This is a genomic window from Rhizobium glycinendophyticum (assembly GCF_006443685.1).
Taxonomy (GTDB): domain Bacteria; phylum Pseudomonadota; class Alphaproteobacteria; order Rhizobiales; family Rhizobiaceae; genus Allorhizobium; species Allorhizobium glycinendophyticum.
The window spans coordinates 1,677,612-1,693,015 of record NZ_VFYP01000001.1 but is presented as its reverse complement, the minus strand read 5'-3'; the positions used below and the strand labels follow the sequence as shown (position 1 = coordinate 1,693,015).

General features: G+C 59.1%; 26 protein-coding genes. 1 reads left to right on the top strand and 25 read right to left on the bottom strand.

The genetic code is table 11. From position 1 onward, the window contains the following. Positions 1 to 8: 8 nt before the first annotated feature. The 25 genes from rplO to rpsL all read right to left on the bottom strand — a co-directional run bounded on the left by rplO (position 9) and on the right by rpsL (position 14,517). The gene (rplO, locus tag FJQ55_RS08285) at positions 9 to 488 is read right to left on the bottom strand and encodes a 50S ribosomal protein L15 (RefSeq protein ID WP_140827119.1); all 480 of its coding nucleotides are present in this window, start codon (positions 486 to 488) and stop codon (positions 9 to 11) included. Positions 489 to 504: 16 nt separating this feature from the next. Beyond that, the gene (gene rpmD, locus FJQ55_RS08280; protein WP_062282918.1) at positions 505 to 714 is read right to left on the bottom strand and encodes a 50S ribosomal protein L30; all 210 of its coding nucleotides are present in this window, start codon (positions 712 to 714) and stop codon (positions 505 to 507) included. Positions 715 to 728: 14 nt separating this feature from the next. Then, complete coding sequence (gene rpsE / locus FJQ55_RS08275; protein WP_140827118.1) at positions 729 to 1,298, bottom strand: 30S ribosomal protein S5; 570 nt, start codon at positions 1,296 to 1,298, stop codon at positions 729 to 731. A 142-nt stretch (positions 1,299 to 1,440) separates the two neighbouring features. Beyond that, positions 1,441 to 1,803, bottom strand: coding sequence for a 50S ribosomal protein L18 (rplR, locus tag FJQ55_RS08270; protein ID WP_062282912.1), 363 nt, complete (start codon positions 1,801 to 1,803; stop codon positions 1,441 to 1,443). Between the two features lie 12 nt (positions 1,804 to 1,815). After that, the gene (gene rplF, locus FJQ55_RS08265) at positions 1,816 to 2,349 is read right to left on the bottom strand and encodes a 50S ribosomal protein L6 (RefSeq protein ID WP_140827117.1); all 534 of its coding nucleotides are present in this window, start codon (positions 2,347 to 2,349) and stop codon (positions 1,816 to 1,818) included. A gap of 44 nt (positions 2,350 to 2,393) precedes the next feature. Next, entirely contained in the window at positions 2,394 to 2,792 is a 399-nt protein-coding gene (rpsH, locus tag FJQ55_RS08260; protein WP_062282905.1) for a 30S ribosomal protein S8, read from the bottom strand. A gap of 12 nt (positions 2,793 to 2,804) precedes the next feature. Beyond that, on the bottom strand, positions 2,805 to 3,110 hold the full coding sequence (gene rpsN / locus FJQ55_RS08255) for a 30S ribosomal protein S14 (protein ID WP_062282902.1): 306 nt from the start codon (positions 3,108 to 3,110) through the stop codon (positions 2,805 to 2,807). Positions 3,111 to 3,143: 33 nt separating this feature from the next. Next, on the bottom strand, positions 3,144 to 3,701 hold the full coding sequence (gene rplE / locus FJQ55_RS08250; RefSeq protein WP_062282899.1) for a 50S ribosomal protein L5: 558 nt from the start codon (positions 3,699 to 3,701) through the stop codon (positions 3,144 to 3,146). Continuing rightward, positions 3,694 to 4,002, bottom strand: a complete 309-nt coding sequence (gene rplX, locus FJQ55_RS08245; RefSeq protein ID WP_110793258.1) for a 50S ribosomal protein L24 — start codon at positions 4,000 to 4,002, stop codon at positions 3,694 to 3,696. The genes rplE and rplX overlap by 8 nt, the downstream gene beginning before the upstream one ends. Before the next feature lie 14 nt (positions 4,003 to 4,016). Beyond that, positions 4,017 to 4,385 (bottom strand): 50S ribosomal protein L14, encoded by a 369-nt coding sequence (gene rplN, locus FJQ55_RS08240; protein WP_003495199.1) that lies wholly within the window; start codon positions 4,383 to 4,385, stop codon positions 4,017 to 4,019. A 230-nt stretch (positions 4,386 to 4,615) separates the two neighbouring features. Then, the gene (gene rpsQ, locus FJQ55_RS08235; RefSeq protein WP_062282893.1) at positions 4,616 to 4,852 is read right to left on the bottom strand and encodes a 30S ribosomal protein S17; all 237 of its coding nucleotides are present in this window, start codon (positions 4,850 to 4,852) and stop codon (positions 4,616 to 4,618) included. A 13-nt stretch (positions 4,853 to 4,865) separates the two neighbouring features. Beyond that, a complete protein-coding gene (gene rpmC / locus FJQ55_RS08230) occupies positions 4,866 to 5,066 on the bottom strand; it encodes a 50S ribosomal protein L29 (RefSeq protein ID WP_028735898.1) in 201 nt (66 codons plus the stop codon). 11 nt (positions 5,067 to 5,077) lie between these two features. Then, positions 5,078 to 5,491 carry a 50S ribosomal protein L16 gene (gene rplP, locus FJQ55_RS08225; protein ID WP_009109534.1) on the bottom strand — a complete coding sequence of 138 codons (414 nt, stop codon included), beginning with the start codon at positions 5,489 to 5,491 and terminating at the stop codon, positions 5,078 to 5,080. A gap of 39 nt (positions 5,492 to 5,530) precedes the next feature. Next, positions 5,531 to 6,262 carry a 30S ribosomal protein S3 gene (rpsC, locus tag FJQ55_RS08220; protein WP_140827116.1) on the bottom strand — a complete coding sequence of 244 codons (732 nt, stop codon included), beginning with the start codon at positions 6,260 to 6,262 and terminating at the stop codon, positions 5,531 to 5,533. Further along, positions 6,262 to 6,651: a 50S ribosomal protein L22 gene (gene rplV / locus FJQ55_RS08215; protein WP_062282888.1), complete on the bottom strand. Its 390-nt coding sequence runs from the start codon at positions 6,649 to 6,651 to the stop codon at positions 6,262 to 6,264. Before rplV ends, rpsC begins: the two co-directional genes overlap by 1 nt. Positions 6,652 to 6,653: 2 nt before the next feature. Continuing rightward, positions 6,654 to 6,932: a 30S ribosomal protein S19 gene (gene rpsS / locus FJQ55_RS08210; protein WP_062282885.1), complete on the bottom strand. Its 279-nt coding sequence runs from the start codon at positions 6,930 to 6,932 to the stop codon at positions 6,654 to 6,656. A gap of 15 nt (positions 6,933 to 6,947) precedes the next feature. Beyond that, positions 6,948 to 7,784: a 50S ribosomal protein L2 gene (gene rplB / locus FJQ55_RS08205; protein WP_140827115.1), complete on the bottom strand. Its 837-nt coding sequence runs from the start codon at positions 7,782 to 7,784 to the stop codon at positions 6,948 to 6,950. Positions 7,785 to 7,801: 17 nt separating this feature from the next. Further along, positions 7,802 to 8,095, bottom strand: a complete 294-nt coding sequence (locus tag FJQ55_RS08200; RefSeq protein ID WP_062282880.1) for a 50S ribosomal protein L23 — start codon at positions 8,093 to 8,095, stop codon at positions 7,802 to 7,804. Further along, on the bottom strand, positions 8,092 to 8,712 hold the full coding sequence (gene rplD / locus FJQ55_RS08195; protein ID WP_062282877.1) for a 50S ribosomal protein L4: 621 nt from the start codon (positions 8,710 to 8,712) through the stop codon (positions 8,092 to 8,094). The genes FJQ55_RS08200 and rplD overlap by 4 nt, the downstream gene beginning before the upstream one ends. Positions 8,713 to 8,725: 13 nt before the next feature. Then, on the bottom strand, positions 8,726 to 9,364 hold the full coding sequence (gene rplC, locus FJQ55_RS08190) for a 50S ribosomal protein L3 (RefSeq protein WP_140827114.1): 639 nt from the start codon (positions 9,362 to 9,364) through the stop codon (positions 8,726 to 8,728). A gap of 173 nt (positions 9,365 to 9,537) precedes the next feature. Then, positions 9,538 to 9,846, bottom strand: coding sequence for a 30S ribosomal protein S10 (gene rpsJ / locus FJQ55_RS08185; protein ID WP_009109911.1), 309 nt, complete (start codon positions 9,844 to 9,846; stop codon positions 9,538 to 9,540). Positions 9,847 to 10,217: 371 nt separating this feature from the next. After that, a complete protein-coding gene (gene tuf, locus FJQ55_RS08180) occupies positions 10,218 to 11,393 on the bottom strand; it encodes an elongation factor Tu (protein WP_062274162.1) in 1,176 nt (391 codons plus the stop codon). 71 nt (positions 11,394 to 11,464) lie between these two features. Then, positions 11,465 to 13,564 carry an elongation factor G gene (gene fusA / locus FJQ55_RS08175; protein ID WP_140827113.1) on the bottom strand — a complete coding sequence of 700 codons (2,100 nt, stop codon included), beginning with the start codon at positions 13,562 to 13,564 and terminating at the stop codon, positions 11,465 to 11,467. 32 nt (positions 13,565 to 13,596) lie between these two features. Further along, the gene (gene rpsG / locus FJQ55_RS08170) at positions 13,597 to 14,067 is read right to left on the bottom strand and encodes a 30S ribosomal protein S7 (protein WP_110794107.1); all 471 of its coding nucleotides are present in this window, start codon (positions 14,065 to 14,067) and stop codon (positions 13,597 to 13,599) included. 78 nt (positions 14,068 to 14,145) lie between these two features. Next, positions 14,146 to 14,517, bottom strand: coding sequence for a 30S ribosomal protein S12 (rpsL, locus tag FJQ55_RS08165; RefSeq protein WP_003507760.1), 372 nt, complete (start codon positions 14,515 to 14,517; stop codon positions 14,146 to 14,148). 508 nt (positions 14,518 to 15,025) lie between these two features. Between rpsL and FJQ55_RS08160 the strand changes: the two genes are divergently transcribed. Further along, positions 15,026 to 15,319 (top strand): transcriptional regulator, encoded by a 294-nt coding sequence (locus FJQ55_RS08160; RefSeq protein WP_140827112.1) that lies wholly within the window; start codon positions 15,026 to 15,028, stop codon positions 15,317 to 15,319. The last annotated feature ends 85 nt before the right edge of the window (positions 15,320 to 15,404 follow it).

Here is a 15,404-nt window from a genome sequence, read left to right as displayed (position 1 = left end):
TTCGTCACTTATTCAGCGGCTTCTGCGGCAGCTGCGAGCAGCTTGGCCGAACCGCCGGCCTTTTCGATCTTCTCGACAGCAGCCTTGGAGGCGCCGGCGACTTCGACCGAGATCTTCGCCTTCAGCTCGCCGTCGGCGAGGATGCGAACGCCGTCCTTCGGACGACGGATCACACCGGCAGCCTTGAGGGCTGCTGCGTCGATCGTCGACTTGGCGTCGAGCTTGCCGGCATCGATCGCGGTCTGGATACGGCCGAGCGATACGGTGACGTATTCCGACGCGAAGATGTTGTTGAAGCCGCGCTTCGGCAGGCGACGATAGATCGGCATCTGGCCGCCTTCAAAGCCGTTGATGGCAACGCCCGAACGAGCCTTCTGACCCTTCACACCGCGACCACCGGTCTTGCCCTTGCCGGAACCGATACCGCGACCTACGCGGATACGGTCCTTGGAGGCGCCTTCGTTGTCTTTGATTTCATTCAGTTTCATGATGACTTCCCCCGTCTCACTTCTCGTCGACGACGCGAACGAGATGCTGGACAGCACGGATCATGCCACGAACGGAAGGCGTATCTTCCAGGGTGCGGACCCGGTGCATCTTGTTGAGGCCCAGACCGACCAGCGTTGCGCGCTGGACTGCCGGACGGCGAATGGGCGAACCGATCTGCTCGATCGTGATCGTCTTTGCTTCAGTCTTCTTCGTAGCCTTGGCCATGGATCAGACTCCTCTTATTCGTCAGCAGCGTTGCCAGAGGCAGCGCGGCGAGCCTGGAGGGTAGCATACTTCAGGCCACGCTGAGCAGCGATGTCCTTCGGATGAACCTGAGACTTCAGGGCGTCGAAAGTCGCGCGAACCATGTTGTAGGGGTTCGACGAACCGGTCGACTTGGCGACGACGTCGTGCATGCCGAGCGTTTCGAACACGGCGCGCATCGGACCACCGGCGATGATACCGGTACCGGCCTTGGCAGCGCGCAGCAGAACCTTGCCGGCGCCATGACGGCCGTTGACGTCGTGATGCAGGGTACGACCGTCACGCAGCGGAACGAAGATCAGTTCGCGCTTGGCGGCCTCGGTTGCCTTGCGGATGGCTTCCGGCACTTCACGTGCCTTGCCATGACCGAAGCCAACGCGGCCCTTCTGGTCGCCGACGACGACGAGGGCTGCGAAGCCGAAGCGACGGCCGCCCTTAACTACCTTGGCGACGCGATTGATGGCGACCAGCTTGTCGACAAATTCGCTATCGCGCTCTTCACGGTTCTGGCGATCATCGCGCGAACCACGCTTTTCTTGTGCCATTGTCCTTTTCCTTTTTCTTTTCCGGGTGCAATCGGCAGATTACGCAAAGTTCCACCCTGCCCTTGCGGGTCAAGGTGGAATCCGGTGTGACCGGCGTTTAAGCCGGAAATCCGCCCGGACGCAAGCCCGGGCGGAAATTTGATCAGAAGGAGAGACCGCCTTCGCGGGCAGCTTCTGCCAGGGCCTTGATGCGGCCGTGATAGATGTAGGCGCCACGATCGAAGACAACTTCCTTGACGCCAGCCTTGGTTGCGCGCTCGGCAACCAGCTTGCCGACGGCAGCTGCTGCTGCGGTGTCGGCGCCGGTCTTGAGCTCCGCCTTCAGGCCACCATCGAGGGTCGAGGCAGCCGCAAGGGTCTTGCCAGCGACATCGTCGATGATCTGAGCGTAGATGTTCTTCGAAGAGCGATGTACCGACAGACGCGGACGGCCATTGGCCACCGCCTTGATCTGACGCCGTACGCGGTTCGCACGGCGAACAAGTGCTTCTTTTCTGCTTGCCATTTCGCGCGATCCTTACTTCTTCTTGCCTTCTTTGCGGACGATCCGCTCTTCGGCATACTTGACGCCCTTGCCCTTGTAGGGCTCCGGACCGCGATATTCGCGGATCTCGGCGGCGACCTGACCGACCTGCTGCTTGTTGATGCCGGACACGACGATTTCGGTCGGCTTCGGAACAGCAATGGTGATGCCAACCGGCGGCTCATAGACGACGTCATGGCTGAAGCCGAGGGCCAGCTGCAGGTTCTTGCCCTGCAGCGACGCGCGGTAACCGACGCCGTTGATTTCGAGCTTACGCTCGTAACCGTCCTTGACACCCTTCAGGATGTTCTCGACCATCGTGCGGGACATGCCCCACTTGGAACGAGCGTCCTTGGAGTTGTTGACCGGCTGTACGACAACAGCGTTGTCTTCGAGCTTCACGGAGATTTCGTCATTCGCGACGAAGAAGAGTTCACCCTTCGGGCCCTTGACGGAGACCTTCTGGCCTTCGACAGTGGCGGTCACGCCAGCCGGAACCGGAACGGGCTTTTTACCGATACGAGACATAGTTTTTATCCTGTCTGTTCGCTATGGAGTTCCCCTGCGCTGTCTTAGAAGACAGAGCAGAGAACCTCACCACCAACGTTCTGTTCGCGAGCCTGGTGATCGGCCATCACACCCTTCGGAGTCGAAAGGATGGTGATGCCGAGGCCGTTCGCGACCTGCGGGATGGACTTAACCGAGACATAAACTCGGCGGCCCGGCTTGGAGACACGGCCGATTTCGCGAATGACCGAAGCACCTTCGTAGTACTTCAGTTCGATCGTGAGCTCGGACTTGCCATTGCCGTAATCGACCTGGCTGTAGCCGCGGATGTAACCTTCGGCCTGCAGAACGTCGAGAACGCGGGCGCGCAGGTTCGAGGCCGGGGTGTTAACCGAGCTCTTGCGGCGTGCGGCGCCATTGCGGATGCGGGTGAGCATATCGCCCAACGGATCAGTCATCGTCATTTGCGCGTCTCCTTACCAGCTCGACTTGACAATGCCCGGCACCTTGCCGGAATTGCCGAGGTCGCGGAGTGCGATACGGGACATGCCGAGCTTGCGATAGAACGCACGCGGACGGCCGGTCACTTCGCAACGGTTGCGGACACGGGTCTTGGAACCATCGCGCGGCAGATCTGCCAGCTTCAAGGTTGCCTTGAACCGTTCTTCAATCGAGAGCGACTGGTTCATAATGATCGCCTTCAGCGCGGCCCGCTTAGCGGCGTGCTGACCGACCAACTTGCGGCGGCGCTTGTTCTTTTCAACTGCGCTTGTCTTCGCCATATGGAAGTTCCTCTTCTACGCTCGTCGTTACGGTTACGTGCGGAACGGGAAGTTGAACTCTTTCAGAAGAGCCCGAGCTTCGTCGTCCGTGTTTGCCGTCGTGCAAACGATGATGTCCATGCCCCACATCTGATCAACCTTGTCGTAGTTGATCTCAGGGAACACAATGTGCTCCTTGATGCCCATGGCGAAGTTGCCACGGCCGTCAAAGCTTTTCGGGTTCAGGCCCCGGAAGTCGCGAACGCGCGGAAGCGCGATGTTGATCAGGCGGTCCAGGAATTCGTACATGCGTGCGCCGCGAAGGGTAACCTTTGCGCCGATCGGCATGTTTTCACGGACCTTGAAGCCTGCGATCGAGTTGCGAGCCTTGGTGATGACCGGCTTCTGGCCGGCGATCGCTGCAAGATCGGCAGCTGCAACAGAAGGCTTTTTGGAATCGGCAGTTGCCTCACCCACGCCCATGTTGATGACGATCTTGTCGAGCTTCGGGATCTGCATCTCGTTCGAGAACGAGAACTGCTCCTGCAGCGCTGCACGAATGCGCGTTACATACTCGGTCTTGAGCCGCGGCTCATACTTTGCCTCAGCCATCGATGACATCTCCCGAACGCTTGGCCACACGCACCTTCTTGCCGTCTACGACCTGGAAGCCAACGCGGGTCGGCTTGCCATCCTTGCCGACGATGGCAATGTTGGACAGGTGAATGGATGCTTCCTTGTTGATGATGCCGGCTTCCTGCGTCTGTGTCTGACGCTGATGGCGCTTCACCATGTTGATACCACGCACTACGGCGCGATCTTCCTTCGGCAGAACCTGGAGGACTTCGCCAGTGCGGCCCTTGTCCTTGCCGGAGAGTACGACGACGTTGTCGCCCTTGCGGATCTTATTCATCGCTTCCCGCTCCCTTACAGTACTTCTGGAGCCAGCGAGATGATCTTCATGTGGTTCTTGGCGCGAAGTTCGCGCGGAACCGGTCCGAAGATACGGGTGCCGATCGGCTCTTTCTTGTTGTCGATAAGAACAGCAGCGTTGTTATCGAATCTGATGACGCTGCCGTCAGCGCGACGGATGTCCTTGGCGGTGCGAACGACAACCGCCTTCATCACATCGCCCTTCTTGACGCGGCCGCGCGGGATCGCTTCCTTGATCGAGACGACGATAATGTCGCCGACCGAAGCGTACTTGCGCTTGGAGCCGCCCAGCACCTTGATGCACATGACACGACGTGCGCCGGAATTATCCGCGACGTCGAGGTTAGTCTGCATCTGAATCATGTCAGGTCGCCTTCTTGTTGTAACCCGAACGGTTGGGCATACGCCCCCTATCCAGGCTTATGATAAATTTCGAGAGTGCGCGGGAAGATAAATACAGGGTGGTTTCCCATACGGGACCTTCCGTGCGCTCAAAGCAAAAGGAACGCCCGTAACGGGGCGTTCCCAGCCAGTGGCCTGCTTCATACAAGATTCTGCGCAAGGTGCAAGCCCCTGCGCAGAAACTCGTCAAATTAAGCCTGGGCGGAGATAACCGTCCAGCACTTGTCCTTGGAGATCGGTGCGCATTCCTCGATGGAAACGACGTCACCGGTCTTGTACTGGTTGTTTTCGTCATGAGCCTTGTACTTCTTCGACCGGCGGACGGTCTTCTGAAGCAAGGGATGTGCGAATCGACGCTCAACGCGAACAACGACAGTCTTGTCGTTCTTGTCGCTGACAACTACGCCCTGCAGAATGCGTTTCGGCATATTCTTCTGGTCCTTAGGCCTTGGCTTCTGCCGCCTTCTGGCGGGCAATGGTTTTTACGCGTGCGATATCGCGACGAACTTCCTGGATGCGGGAAGACTTTTCCAGCTGGCCGGTGGCCTTCTGGAAACGCAGGTTGAACTGCTCCTTCTTCAGCTTCGCAAGCTCATCGTTCAGCTGATCGGCGCTCATGGCGCGGACGTCTGCGGCTTTCATGGGCTCAATCCTCACTCTGCAATGCGCTGTACGAAGCGCGTCTTGACCGAGAGCTTGGCCGAACCGAGACGGAGCGCTTCGCGAGCGATCTCCTCGGACACACCGTCGATCTCGAACATCATTCGGCCGGGCTTGACCTTGCATGCCCAGTATTCGACCGAACCCTTACCCTTACCCATACGAACTTCGGTCGGCTTTGCCGTGACCGGAACGTCAGGGAACACGCGGATCCATACACGGCCCGCACGCTTCATGTAGCGGGTGATGGCGCGACGGGCTGCTTCGATTTCGCGAGCATTCACGCGGTTGGGTTCGAGAGACTTCAGGCCGAATTCGCCGAATGCCAGATCAAAACCGCCCTTGGCGACGCCCTTGATGCGCCCCTTGAACTGCTTGCGGTACTTTGTACGCTTTGGCTGCAACATTTTCTTACTTCTCCGAGCTTATCTTTCGCCAGCGTTCAATCAAGCGTTCTCGCGGCGACGGTCGCCACGATCACCGCGTTCACGGCTTGCCGGACCCTGGGCATCGCCCTCGAGTGCACGACGCTCAGACGCCATCGGATCATGCTCAAGGATTTCGCCCTTGAAGATCCAAACCTTGACGCCGCAGATGCCGTAAGCGGTTTCAGCTTCAGACGTGCCGTAGTCGATGTCGGCGCGGAGCGTGTGAAGCGGAACGCGGCCTTCACGGTACCATTCGGTACGAGCGATTTCAGCACCACCGAGACGGCCGGCGCAGGTGATCTTGATGCCTTCGGCACCGAGACGCATGGCCGACTGAACGGCGCGCTTCATCGCGCGACGGAAAGCGATACGACGCTCGAGCTGCTGGGTGATCGACTGAGCAACCAGCGTTGCGTCGATTTCCGGCTTGCGCACTTCAACGATGTTGAGGTGCGTTTCCGAGTTCGTCATCGACGAGATCTTCTTGCGAAGCTTCTCGATGTCTGCACCCTTCTTGCCGATGATCAGACCCGGGCGAGCCGAGTGGATCGTAACGCGGCACTTCTTGTGCGGACGCTCGATGACGACCTTGGCGATGCCGGCCTGCTTGAGCTCTTCCATCAGGTAGGCGCGGATCTTCAGGTCTTCGTGCAGCAGCTTGCTGTACTCAGCATTGTCCGCAAACCAGCGGCTATCCCAAGTGCGGTTGATGCCCAGGCGAAAACCTGTCGGATTGATTTTCTGACCCATTATGCGGCCTCCCCTTTGGCTTCGACTTCGCGCACGACGATCGTCAGGTGCGAGAACGGCTTTTCGATGCGCGATGCGCGGCCGCGGCCACGAGCGTGGAAACGCTTCATGGTGATCGACTTGCCAACATAGGCTTCGGCGACGATCAGCTGATCGACGTCGAGGTCATGGTTGTTCTCAGCGTTTGCGATTGCCGATTCCAGGGTCTTCTTGACCGTGCCGGCAATGCGCTTGCGGGAGAATTCGAGATCAGCGAGAGCGCGCTCGACCTTCTTGCCGCGGATGAGCGCGGCAACCAGGTTGAGCTTCTGGGGGCTGACGCGGATCGTGCGCGCAATGGCTTGCGCCTCGTTGTCCTTCAGCCGGCGTTCGGCTTTTGCCTTGCCCATCGTTACTTCCTCTTCGCCTTCTTGTCCGCACCGTGACCGTAATAGGTCCGGGTCGGAGCGAATTCACCAAACTTGTGGCCGACCATGTCTTCATTGACAGAGACGGGCACATGCTTCGAGCCGTTGTAGACGCCGAAAGTGAGACCGACGAACTGCGGCAGGATGGTGGAGCGACGGCTCCACATCTTGATCACTTCGCTACGACCGCCTTCACGAACCTTCTCAGCCTTCTTGAGAAGATAGCCGTCAACGAACGGGCCTTTCCATACTGAACGAGCCATTTCTGACTACCTCTCTTACTTCTTCTTCAGGTGGCGCGAGCGCATGATGAACTTGTCGGTCGACTTGTTCGAGCGAGTCCGCTTACCCTTGGTGGGCTTACCCCACGGGGATACCGGGTGACGACCACCCGACGTGCGGCCTTCACCACCACCGTGGGGGTGGTCGACCGGGTTCATGACGACACCGCGGTTATGCGGGGTCTTGCCGCGCCAGCGGGTACGACCCGCCTTGCCATCATTGATGTTGCCGTGGTCCGGGTTGGAAACGGCGCCGACGGTGGCCAGGCAGGAGCCCGGGACCAGACGCTGTTCGCCGGAGTTCAGGCGAAGGATTGCCATGCCGGCATCGCGGCCGACCAGCTGAACATAGGTGCCTGCAGAGCGGGCGATCTGACCGCCCTTGCCCGGCTTCATTTCCACGTTGTGGATGATGGAGCCGACCGGGATATACTGCAGCGGCATCGCATTGCCGGGCTTTACGTCGACAGCCTTTTCAGAGGCGATGACCTTGTCGCCGACAGCAAGACGCTGCGGAGCCAGGATGTAAGCCTGTTCGCCATCAGCATAGCTGATGAGGGCGATGAACGCGGTGCGGTTCGGATCGTATTCCAGACGTTCTACGGTGCCTTCGACGTCGAACTTGCGACGCTTGAAGTCAACGAGACGGTAGGTACGCTTGTGACCACCACCGATGAAGCGAGCCGTGATGCGGCCGAGGTTGTTACGACCACCGCTCTTGGACAGACCTTCCGTCAGCGCCTTGACCGGCTTGCCCTTCCAGAGGCCCGAGCGGTCGACGATGACCAGCTGACGCTGGCTCGGGGTCGTCGGATTATAGCTTTTCAATGCCATTGTTTTTGTTCCCTACCTCAGACGCCCGTCGACACGTCGATGGACTGACCTTCAGCGAGCGTAACGATCGCCTTCTTGACGTCCTTCTGCTTGCCGATGAAGCCGCGGAAACGCTTTGTCTTGCCCTTGCGGAGCAGCGTATTGACGGCGGTGACCTTGACGCCGAAGAGAGCCTCGACAGCAGCCTTGATTTCCGGCTTGCTGGCGCCCTTGGCGACGTTGAAGACGACCTGGTTGTTCTCAGACACCATGGTCGACTTTTCCGTGATCGACGGAGATACGATCACGTCGTAGTGGCGAAGATCCGTCATTTGAACCGCTCCTCCAGAGCTTCCACAGCAGCCTTCGACAGGACGAGCTTGCCGCGGCGCAGGATGTCATAAACGTTGATGCCCTGAACCGGCAGAACATCGATGTTCGGGATGTTTGCGGCAGCGAGCTTGAAGTTGCTGTCGATTTCGGCACCGCCGATGACGAGAGCGTTGGTGAGGCCGAGCGAGGCGAAGGTGCCGACCAGGGTCTTGGTCTTGGCTTCGGCAGCAACCAGATTATCAACGATGATCAGGTCTTCCGACTTCAGCTTTGCCGACAGGGCGTGACGCAGAGCGAGTGCACGAACCTTCTTCGGCAGATCATGGGCGTGGCTGCGAACAACCGGGCCATGAGCCTTACCACCGCCGCGGAACTGCGGGGCGCGGGCCGAATGGTGACGAGCACGACCGGTGCCCTTCTGCTTGTACATCTTCGCACCGGTGCGCGAGACTTCAGCGCGGGTCTTGCTCTTGTGCGTGCCCTGGCGCTTCTTGGCCAGCTGGTAACGAACCATGCGGGCGATAATGTCTTCACGCGGCTCAAGGCCGAAGATTTCGTCAGACAGAGAAACCTTGCCGGCGTCCGTGCCCGAGAGGGTCTTGACGTTCAATTCCATGTGCTTGGCTCCCTTACTTCGACGACTTGACGGCGTCGCGGACGATGATCCAGGAACCCTTGGAACCGGGCACTGCGCCCTTTACCAGGATGAGACCGCGATCTTCATCAGTCGAAACGACTTCGAGGTTCTGGGTGGTGACGCGGGTCTGACCCATGTGACCAGCCATGCGCTTGCCCTTCCAAACGCGGCCCGGATCCTGGTTGGAACCGGTCGAACCATGCGAGCGGTGCGAGACGGAAACACCGTGGGTCGCGCGCAGACCACCGAAGTTGTGGCGCTTCATGGCCCCGGCAAAACCCTTACCGATCGTCGTGCCCGTGACGTCGACCAGCTGGCCGGCTTCAAAATGGCTTGCGGTCAGCTGTGCGCCGACATCGATGAGGTTTTCTTCGGAAACGCGGAATTCAACGAGCTTGGCCTTGGGCTCAACGCTCGCAGCTGCGAAGTGACCGCGAAGGCCCTTCGACGTGTTCTTGACCTTGGACGTACCGGCACCGAGCTGAAGCGCGACATAGCCGTTCTTGTCGGCAGTCCGCTGAGCCACGACCTGTACGTTGTCGAGACGCAGAACTGTAACCGGGACATGTTCGCCAGCGTCGTTATAGACGCGGGTCATACCCACTTTCTGTGCAATCACACCTGAACGCATTGGTTCATTCCTCTTGAGAGTCGCGGACGGGATCTCGCGATCCTGACCTTTCCTCTTTGTTTAAGGATTCCACTCCGGCCCTTCCGAACCTTCGGGTTTCCCGTTTCGAGAAGTCGTTGGCAGGTCTTGCCACGTACCTTCCTTGTTATTTCGGCTCTCGCCGGAATTCCTTCTTAGAGCTTGATCTCGACGTCGACGCCGGCAGCCAGGTCGAGCTTCATCAGCGCGTCCACGGTCTGGGGGGTCGGATCAACGATATCGAGCAGGCGCTTATGCGTGCGCATTTCAAACTGTTCGCGGCTCTTCTTGTCGACGTGAGGCGAACGGTTGACGGTAAATTTTTCAATGCGTGTCGGGAGCGGAACCGGGCCGCGGACGCTTGCACCGGTGCGCTTTGCCGTCTGCACGATTTCGCGCGTGGAGGCATCGAGAACCCGGTGATCAAACGCCTTCAGGCGGATGCGGATATTCTGGCCGTTCATTCGACTTGTCCTTGTTTCTTTTCTTGCGTCCCGCATACGCAGAGACAGTGAATTACCATGACTGGCCGGCCCCAAATTTTCAAAAATCACAGGGACGAAACGGTCCCTGTCACTCTTCTATTCTTAAGGAGCCCTGCCAAACTCGACCCGTCACCAGGCCTTAAACTTGCAGCGCTACGAATCCCCCGGCACAAATCGCCTGACGATTCTGATCGTGGCCGGCGACATACACCGCAAACGGCCCCCCGTCAATCGGTCATACAGACCGAAATGCCGAGCTCTGCTTTCGCTGCATCACTGGCTTGCGCCGGTTGCAGCTAGAAATGCGAAGCGGCCTCGGACCGGAGCCCGAGGCCGCTTGCAACAATCGATTACTCGATGATCGAGGCGACGATGCCGGCGCCGACGGTGCGGCCACCTTCGCGGATAGCGAAGCGCAGCTTTTCTTCCATCGCGATCGGAACGATCAGCTCAACCTGAACCGTGACGTTGTCGCCAGGCATAACCATTTCCGTGCCTTCCGGAAGCGACACGATGCCGGTCACGTCCGTCGTACGGAAGTAGAACTGCGGACGATAGTTGGTGAAGAACGGCGTATGACGGCCACCTTCTTCCTTCGTCAGGATGTAGGCTTCTGCCATGAACTTCTTGTGCGGCTTGACCGAACCCGGCTTGCAGAGAACCTGGCCACGCTCGACGTCGTCGCGCTGGATACCACGAACGAGCGCACCGATGTTGTCGCCGGCCTGGCCCTGATCGAGCAGCTTGCGGAACATTTCAACGCCGGTGACGGTCGTCTTCTTGGTGTCGCGGATGCCGACGAATTCGACTTCTTCGCCAACCTTGACGATACCACGCTCAACGCGGCCCGTGACAACCGTACCACGACCCGAGATCGAGAACACGTCTTCGATCGGCATCAGGAAGGGCTGGTCAACCGGACGCTCAGGCGTCGGGATGTAGGCGTCGACCTGAGCCATCAGCTCGCGAACGGCGTCTTCGCCGATCTTCTTGTCGCTGTCGTTCAGAGCAGCCAGTGCCGAACCCTTGACGAACGGGATGTCGTCGCCGGGGAAGTCGTAGGACGACAGGAGTTCGCGAACTTCCAGTTCGACGAGTTCCAGAAGTTCTGCGTCGTCAACCTGGTCAACCTTGTTGAGGAAGACAACGATCGCCGGAACGCCAACCTGACGGGCGAGCAGGATGTGCTCGCGGGTCTGCGGCATCGGGCCGTCGGCTGCCGAGCAAACCAGGATCGCGCCGTCCATCTGCGCAGCACCGGTGATCATGTTCTTGACGTAGTCGGCGTGGCCGGGGCAGTCGACGTGGGCGTAGTGACGGTTGGCCGTCTCATACTCGACGTGCGCCGTCGAGATGGTGATGCCGCGGGCCTTTTCTTCCGGAGCAGCGTCGATCTGGTCATAGGCCTTGAATTCACCGAAATACTTGGTGATCGCTGCCGTCAGAGACGTCTTGCCGTGGTCGACGTGGCCGATCGTCCCAATGTTGACGTGCGGCTTTGTGCGCTCAAACTTACTCTTTGCCATTTTCGGCTCTCCATTTTCTGGTCCCCGTGCGGGGAAACTCAATCTTCAATTGGACGGGCGGGGTATCCCGGTCACTTCTGACCGGAATACTTTGCCTGGATTTCAGCAGCAACGTTCGACGGGACCGGTGCGTAGTGATCGAAGGTCATCGAGTACTGTGCACGGCCCTGCGACATCGAGCGCAGGTTGTCGACGTACTTGAACATGTTGGCGAGCGGAACGTGAGCGTTGATCACGATCGCAATGCCGCGCTGTTCCTGGCCCTGAATCTGACCACGACGCGAGTTCAGGTCACCGATCACGTCGCCGACATAGTCTTCCGGCGTTACGACTTCGACCTTCATCATCGGCTCGAGCAGCTGAGCGCCGGCCTTCTTGGCTGCTTCACGGAAGCAGGCACGCGAGGCGATTTCGAAGGCGAGAACCGACGAGTCGACATCGTGGAAGGCGCCGTCGACGAGGGTCGCCTTGACGCCCAGCATCGGGAAGCCAGCGAGCGGACCAGAGGACAGAACGCTTTCGATACCCTTCTGAACGCCCGGGATGTATTCCTTCGGAACAGCACCGCCGACGATCTTGGACTCGAACTTGAAGTCGTCGCCTTCCGGATTCGGTTCGAAGATGAGCTTGACGCGCGCGAACTGACCGGTACCACCGGACTGCTTCTTGTGCGTGTAGTCTTCTTCGTGCTGACGCGTGATGGTTTCGCGGTAAGCAACCTGCGGCGCACCGACGGTGGCTTCAACCTTGAACTCGCGACGCATACGGTCGACGAGAATGTCGAGGTGAAGTTCGCCCATACCAGCGATGATGGTCTGGCCGGATTCCTGGTCGGTCTTGACGCGGAAGGACGGGTCTTCGGCAGCCAGACGGTTGAGCGCGAGGCCCATCTTTTCCTGGTCGCCCTTGGACTTCGGCTCGATCGCGATCTGGATGACCGGCTCGGGGAATTCCATGCGCTCGAGGATAACCGGCTTCAGGGGATCGCAGAGCGTGTCACCCGTCGTAGTTTCCTTGAGGCCAGCCAGAGCAACGATGTCGCCGGCAAAGGCTTCTTCGATGTCTTCACGGCTGTTCGAGTGCATCTGCAGCATGCGGCCGACGCGCTCGCGCTTGTCCTTGACCGTGTTCAGAACCGAGACGCCCTTTTCGAGCTTGCCCGAATAGATACGTGCGAAGGTGAGCGAACCGACGAAGGGGTCGTTCATGATCTTGAACGCGAGCATCGCGAGCGGCTCGGAATCATCAGCGTGACGCTCGATTTCGGCTTCGGTCTTGAAGTCGATGCCCTTGATCGCCGGGATGTCCAGCGGAGACGGCAGGTAATCGACAACGGCGTCGAGCAGCGGCTGAACGCCCTTGTTCTTGAACGCGGTGCCGCAGAACATCGGGTGGAACTTGACGTCGATCGTGCCGCGACGAACGAGTTCGCGGATCTTGTCGTTGTCCGGCATGTCGCCGTTCAGGTAGGCTTCCATCGCTTCTTCGTCGATCTCGACAACCGTCTCGATCAGCTTTTCGCGATATTCTTCGGCCTTTTCCTTCAGGTCTTCCGGGATCTCAACAACGTCCCAGGCAGCGCCGAGGGACTCATCGCGCCAGATCAGCGCGTTCATCTCGATCAGGTCGACGACGCCCTTGAACTCGCTTTCAGCGCCGATCGGCAGCTGCATGACGACGGCGGTGGCGCCGAGGCGGGTCTTGATCATTTCTACCGAGCGGTAGAAGTCAGCACCGGTCTTGTCCATCTTGTTGCAGAAGATCATCCGCGGGACGTGGTACTTTTCAGCCTGACGCCATACGGTTTCGGTCTGCGGCTCAACACCGGCGTTGGCGTCGAGAAGGGCAACAGCACCGTCGAGAACACGCAGCGAACGCTCGACTTCGATGGTGAAGTCGACGTGGCCGGGGGTGTCGATGATGTTGAAGCGGCGCATCTTGCCGTCACGACCCTTCCAGAAGGTCGTGGTCGCAGCAGAGGTGATGGTGATGCCGCGTTCCTGCTCCTGCTCCATCCAGTCCATGGTGGCAGCGCCGTCATGGACTTCGCCGATCTTATGAGACTTACCGGTGTAGTAGAGGATGCGTTCGGTGGTCGTGGTCTTGCCGGCGTCGATGTGCGCCATGATACCGAAGTTGCGGTAGTCTTCGATTTTATATTCGCGAGCCATAACGGACTGCCTTTCAATATTCGATCGGTGGATTACCAGCGGTAATGCGAGAAGGCGCGGTTTGCGTCGGCCATCTTGTGGGTGTCTTCGCGCTTCTTGACGGCGCTACCGCGGTTGTTGGCGGCATCGAGCAGCTCGCCAGACAGACGGTCAACCATAGTGGTTTCGTTGCGCTTGCGCGCAGCAGTGATCAGCCAACGGATGGCGAGGGCCTGGCGGCGCTCCGGACGAACGTCGACCGGGACCTGGTAGGTTGCACCACCAACGCGACGCGAACGGACTTCGACATGCGGCGCGACGTTGTCGAGCGCCTGATGGAAGATCGCGATCGGCTCAGCCTTGGCCTTGGCCTGGACCACATCGAACGCGCCGTAGACGATGCTTTCAGCGACGGACTTCTTGCCGTGAAGCATGATGGCGTTCATGAACTTGGTGACGACGAGATCGCCGAACTTCGGGTCCGGATTGATTTCGCGCTTTTCTGCACTATGGCGACGGGACATACTTTGTCTCTCAACGGTTAGGGACGCTTTATCACGCGGAGAACCTCGCGCAGCGCCGGATATCTGGTAATGGCCGAATTACTTCGGACGCTTCGCACCGTACTTGGAGCGGCGCTGCTTGCGGTTCTTGACACCCTGGGTATCGAGAACGCCGCGGATGATGTGGTAACGCACGCCCGGCAAGTCCTTTACGCGGCCGCCACGGATCATGACGACGGAGTGTTCCTGCAGGTTGTGGCCTTCGCCCGGAATGTAGCCGATGACTTCGAAGCCATTGGTCAGACGGATCTTGGCAACCTTACGCAGAGCCGAGTTCGGCTTCTTCGGGGTCGTGGTGTAGACGCGGGTGCAAACGCCGCGCTTCTGCGGATTTTCCTGCAGAGCAGGAACCTTATTGCGCTTTACCTGTGCCTGACGTGGCTTGCGGATCAGCTGGTTTACGGTAGGCATATACCCATCCCTTGCAAAATCTAGTCTCAAGCCCTCTCAGGCCCTTTGGTTTGCCGTTTCCGGCGGCGGCCGCACAGTTTTCTTCATGCGCAAAATGTGGCCCGACCCGTTTTTCGCGGATGGACCACAAAAGACAGAGGACGCATCCCGAAAGACGCGTCGTGCGTGCAGCATTCGTGTCGTCAACGTGCGTTTGGAGACTTGTTTGAGACGAACTTCGGGACATGGCGTCCCGAAAAACCCGGTCTCACATAGGCTCCGATGGCCGGGGTACTACTGTTTTCCCCTCTTTGCGTCAAGTCTCAAACGAGAATTAATGAATTCCAGCCCCCGGGGGAGAGGCTGCCGGGCCATTTGACGCGGGAAAATGCGACATCGGTCCTGATTTGGCTTGGCTTGCCGAGGGAAACTTCTAGATAAGGAGAGATGAAGGGTCAACCGCCCTGCCCGTCTGGTCGAATCGGCCGGAACCAGAGAATCGTTTCCTCCAGCAAGAAGACCGGACGCCATGATCACCAGCCCTGACAACGACAATACCCGCGACGAGCCGATGGTCTTCATCGTGATCGCCAAGGCCTACGAGAACGAAGGCGGCGAGCCTATCGATCTGCATGTCATCCTGACTGCCCCGGATGACGACACCGCCGTGCGCCTGACCTTGAACGCTCTCTCCGAAGAGGGCTTCCTGGAGGCCGACCTCGACCAAATCGGCATGATTAATGGCGCACCGGACGAAGAGCCGCATGCATCGGCCTATCAGGGCGCGCTGGAAGGCGAAGTGGCGATCATCCGTTTCGCGTAAGACGATACCAGCACGCCGCAAAAGCTGAAGGCCGGTCGTCCGATCGGCCTTTTCTTTTGCCGCTTCAGGTCCAACCGACGGGCAG

Coding starts and splice junctions, on each gene's coding strand:
- rplD (WP_062282877.1), bottom strand. CDS start 8,712: ATGGAATTGAACGTCAAGACCCTCTCGGGCACGGACGCCGGCAAGGTT.
- rpsC (WP_140827116.1), bottom strand. CDS start 6,262: ATGGGTCAGAAAATCAATCCGACAGGTTTTCGCCTGGGCATCAACCGC.
- rplX (WP_110793258.1), bottom strand. CDS start 4,002: ATGAATAAGATCCGCAAGGGCGACAACGTCGTCGTACTCTCCGGCAAG.
- tuf (WP_062274162.1), bottom strand. CDS start 11,393: ATGGCAAAGAGTAAGTTTGAGCGCACAAAGCCGCACGTCAACATTGGG.
- rpsN (WP_062282902.1), bottom strand. CDS start 3,110: ATGGCGAAGACAAGCGCAGTTGAAAAGAACAAGCGCCGCCGCAAGTTG.
- rpsS (WP_062282885.1), bottom strand. CDS start 6,932: ATGGCTCGTTCAGTATGGAAAGGCCCGTTCGTTGACGGCTATCTTCTC.
- rplE (WP_062282899.1), bottom strand. CDS start 3,701: ATGGCTGAGGCAAAGTATGAGCCGCGGCTCAAGACCGAGTATGTAACG.
- rplN (WP_003495199.1), bottom strand. CDS start 4,385: ATGATTCAGATGCAGACTAACCTCGACGTCGCGGATAATTCCGGCGCA.
- rpsJ (WP_009109911.1), bottom strand. CDS start 9,846: ATGAACGGCCAGAATATCCGCATCCGCCTGAAGGCGTTTGATCACCGG.
- rpsE (WP_140827118.1), bottom strand. CDS start 1,298: ATGGCACAAGAAAAGCGTGGTTCGCGCGATGATCGCCAGAACCGTGAA.
- rpsH (WP_062282905.1), bottom strand. CDS start 2,792: ATGACGATGACTGATCCGTTGGGCGATATGCTCACCCGCATCCGCAAT.
- rplO (WP_140827119.1), bottom strand. CDS start 488: ATGAAACTGAATGAAATCAAAGACAACGAAGGCGCCTCCAAGGACCGT.
- rplB (WP_140827115.1), bottom strand. CDS start 7,784: ATGGCATTGAAAAGCTATAATCCGACGACCCCGAGCCAGCGTCAGCTG.
- FJQ55_RS08160 (WP_140827112.1), top strand. CDS start 15,026: ATGATCACCAGCCCTGACAACGACAATACCCGCGACGAGCCGATGGTC.
- FJQ55_RS08200 (WP_062282880.1), bottom strand. CDS start 8,095: ATGACGGATCTTCGCCACTACGACGTGATCGTATCTCCGTCGATCACG.
- rpmC (WP_028735898.1), bottom strand. CDS start 5,066: ATGAAAGCCGCAGACGTCCGCGCCATGAGCGCCGATCAGCTGAACGAT.
- rpmD (WP_062282918.1), bottom strand. CDS start 714: ATGGCCAAGGCTACGAAGAAGACTGAAGCAAAGACGATCACGATCGAG.
- rpsQ (WP_062282893.1), bottom strand. CDS start 4,852: ATGCCGAAACGCATTCTGCAGGGCGTAGTTGTCAGCGACAAGAACGAC.
- rplC (WP_140827114.1), bottom strand. CDS start 9,364: ATGCGTTCAGGTGTGATTGCACAGAAAGTGGGTATGACCCGCGTCTAT.
- rplR (WP_062282912.1), bottom strand. CDS start 1,803: ATGGCAAGCAGAAAAGAAGCACTTGTTCGCCGTGCGAACCGCGTACGG.
- rplP (WP_009109534.1), bottom strand. CDS start 5,491: ATGTTGCAGCCAAAGCGTACAAAGTACCGCAAGCAGTTCAAGGGGCGC.
- rplV (WP_062282888.1), bottom strand. CDS start 6,651: ATGGGCAAGGCAAAAGCCGAACGCCGGCTGAAGGACAACGAGGCGCAA.
- rpsL (WP_003507760.1), bottom strand. CDS start 14,517: ATGCCTACCGTAAACCAGCTGATCCGCAAGCCACGTCAGGCACAGGTA.
- rpsG (WP_110794107.1), bottom strand. CDS start 14,067: ATGTCCCGTCGCCATAGTGCAGAAAAGCGCGAAATCAATCCGGACCCG.
- rplF (WP_140827117.1), bottom strand. CDS start 2,349: ATGTCTCGTATCGGTAAAAAGCCCGTTCCGGTTCCGGCTGGCGTGACC.
- fusA (WP_140827113.1), bottom strand. CDS start 13,564: ATGGCTCGCGAATATAAAATCGAAGACTACCGCAACTTCGGTATCATG.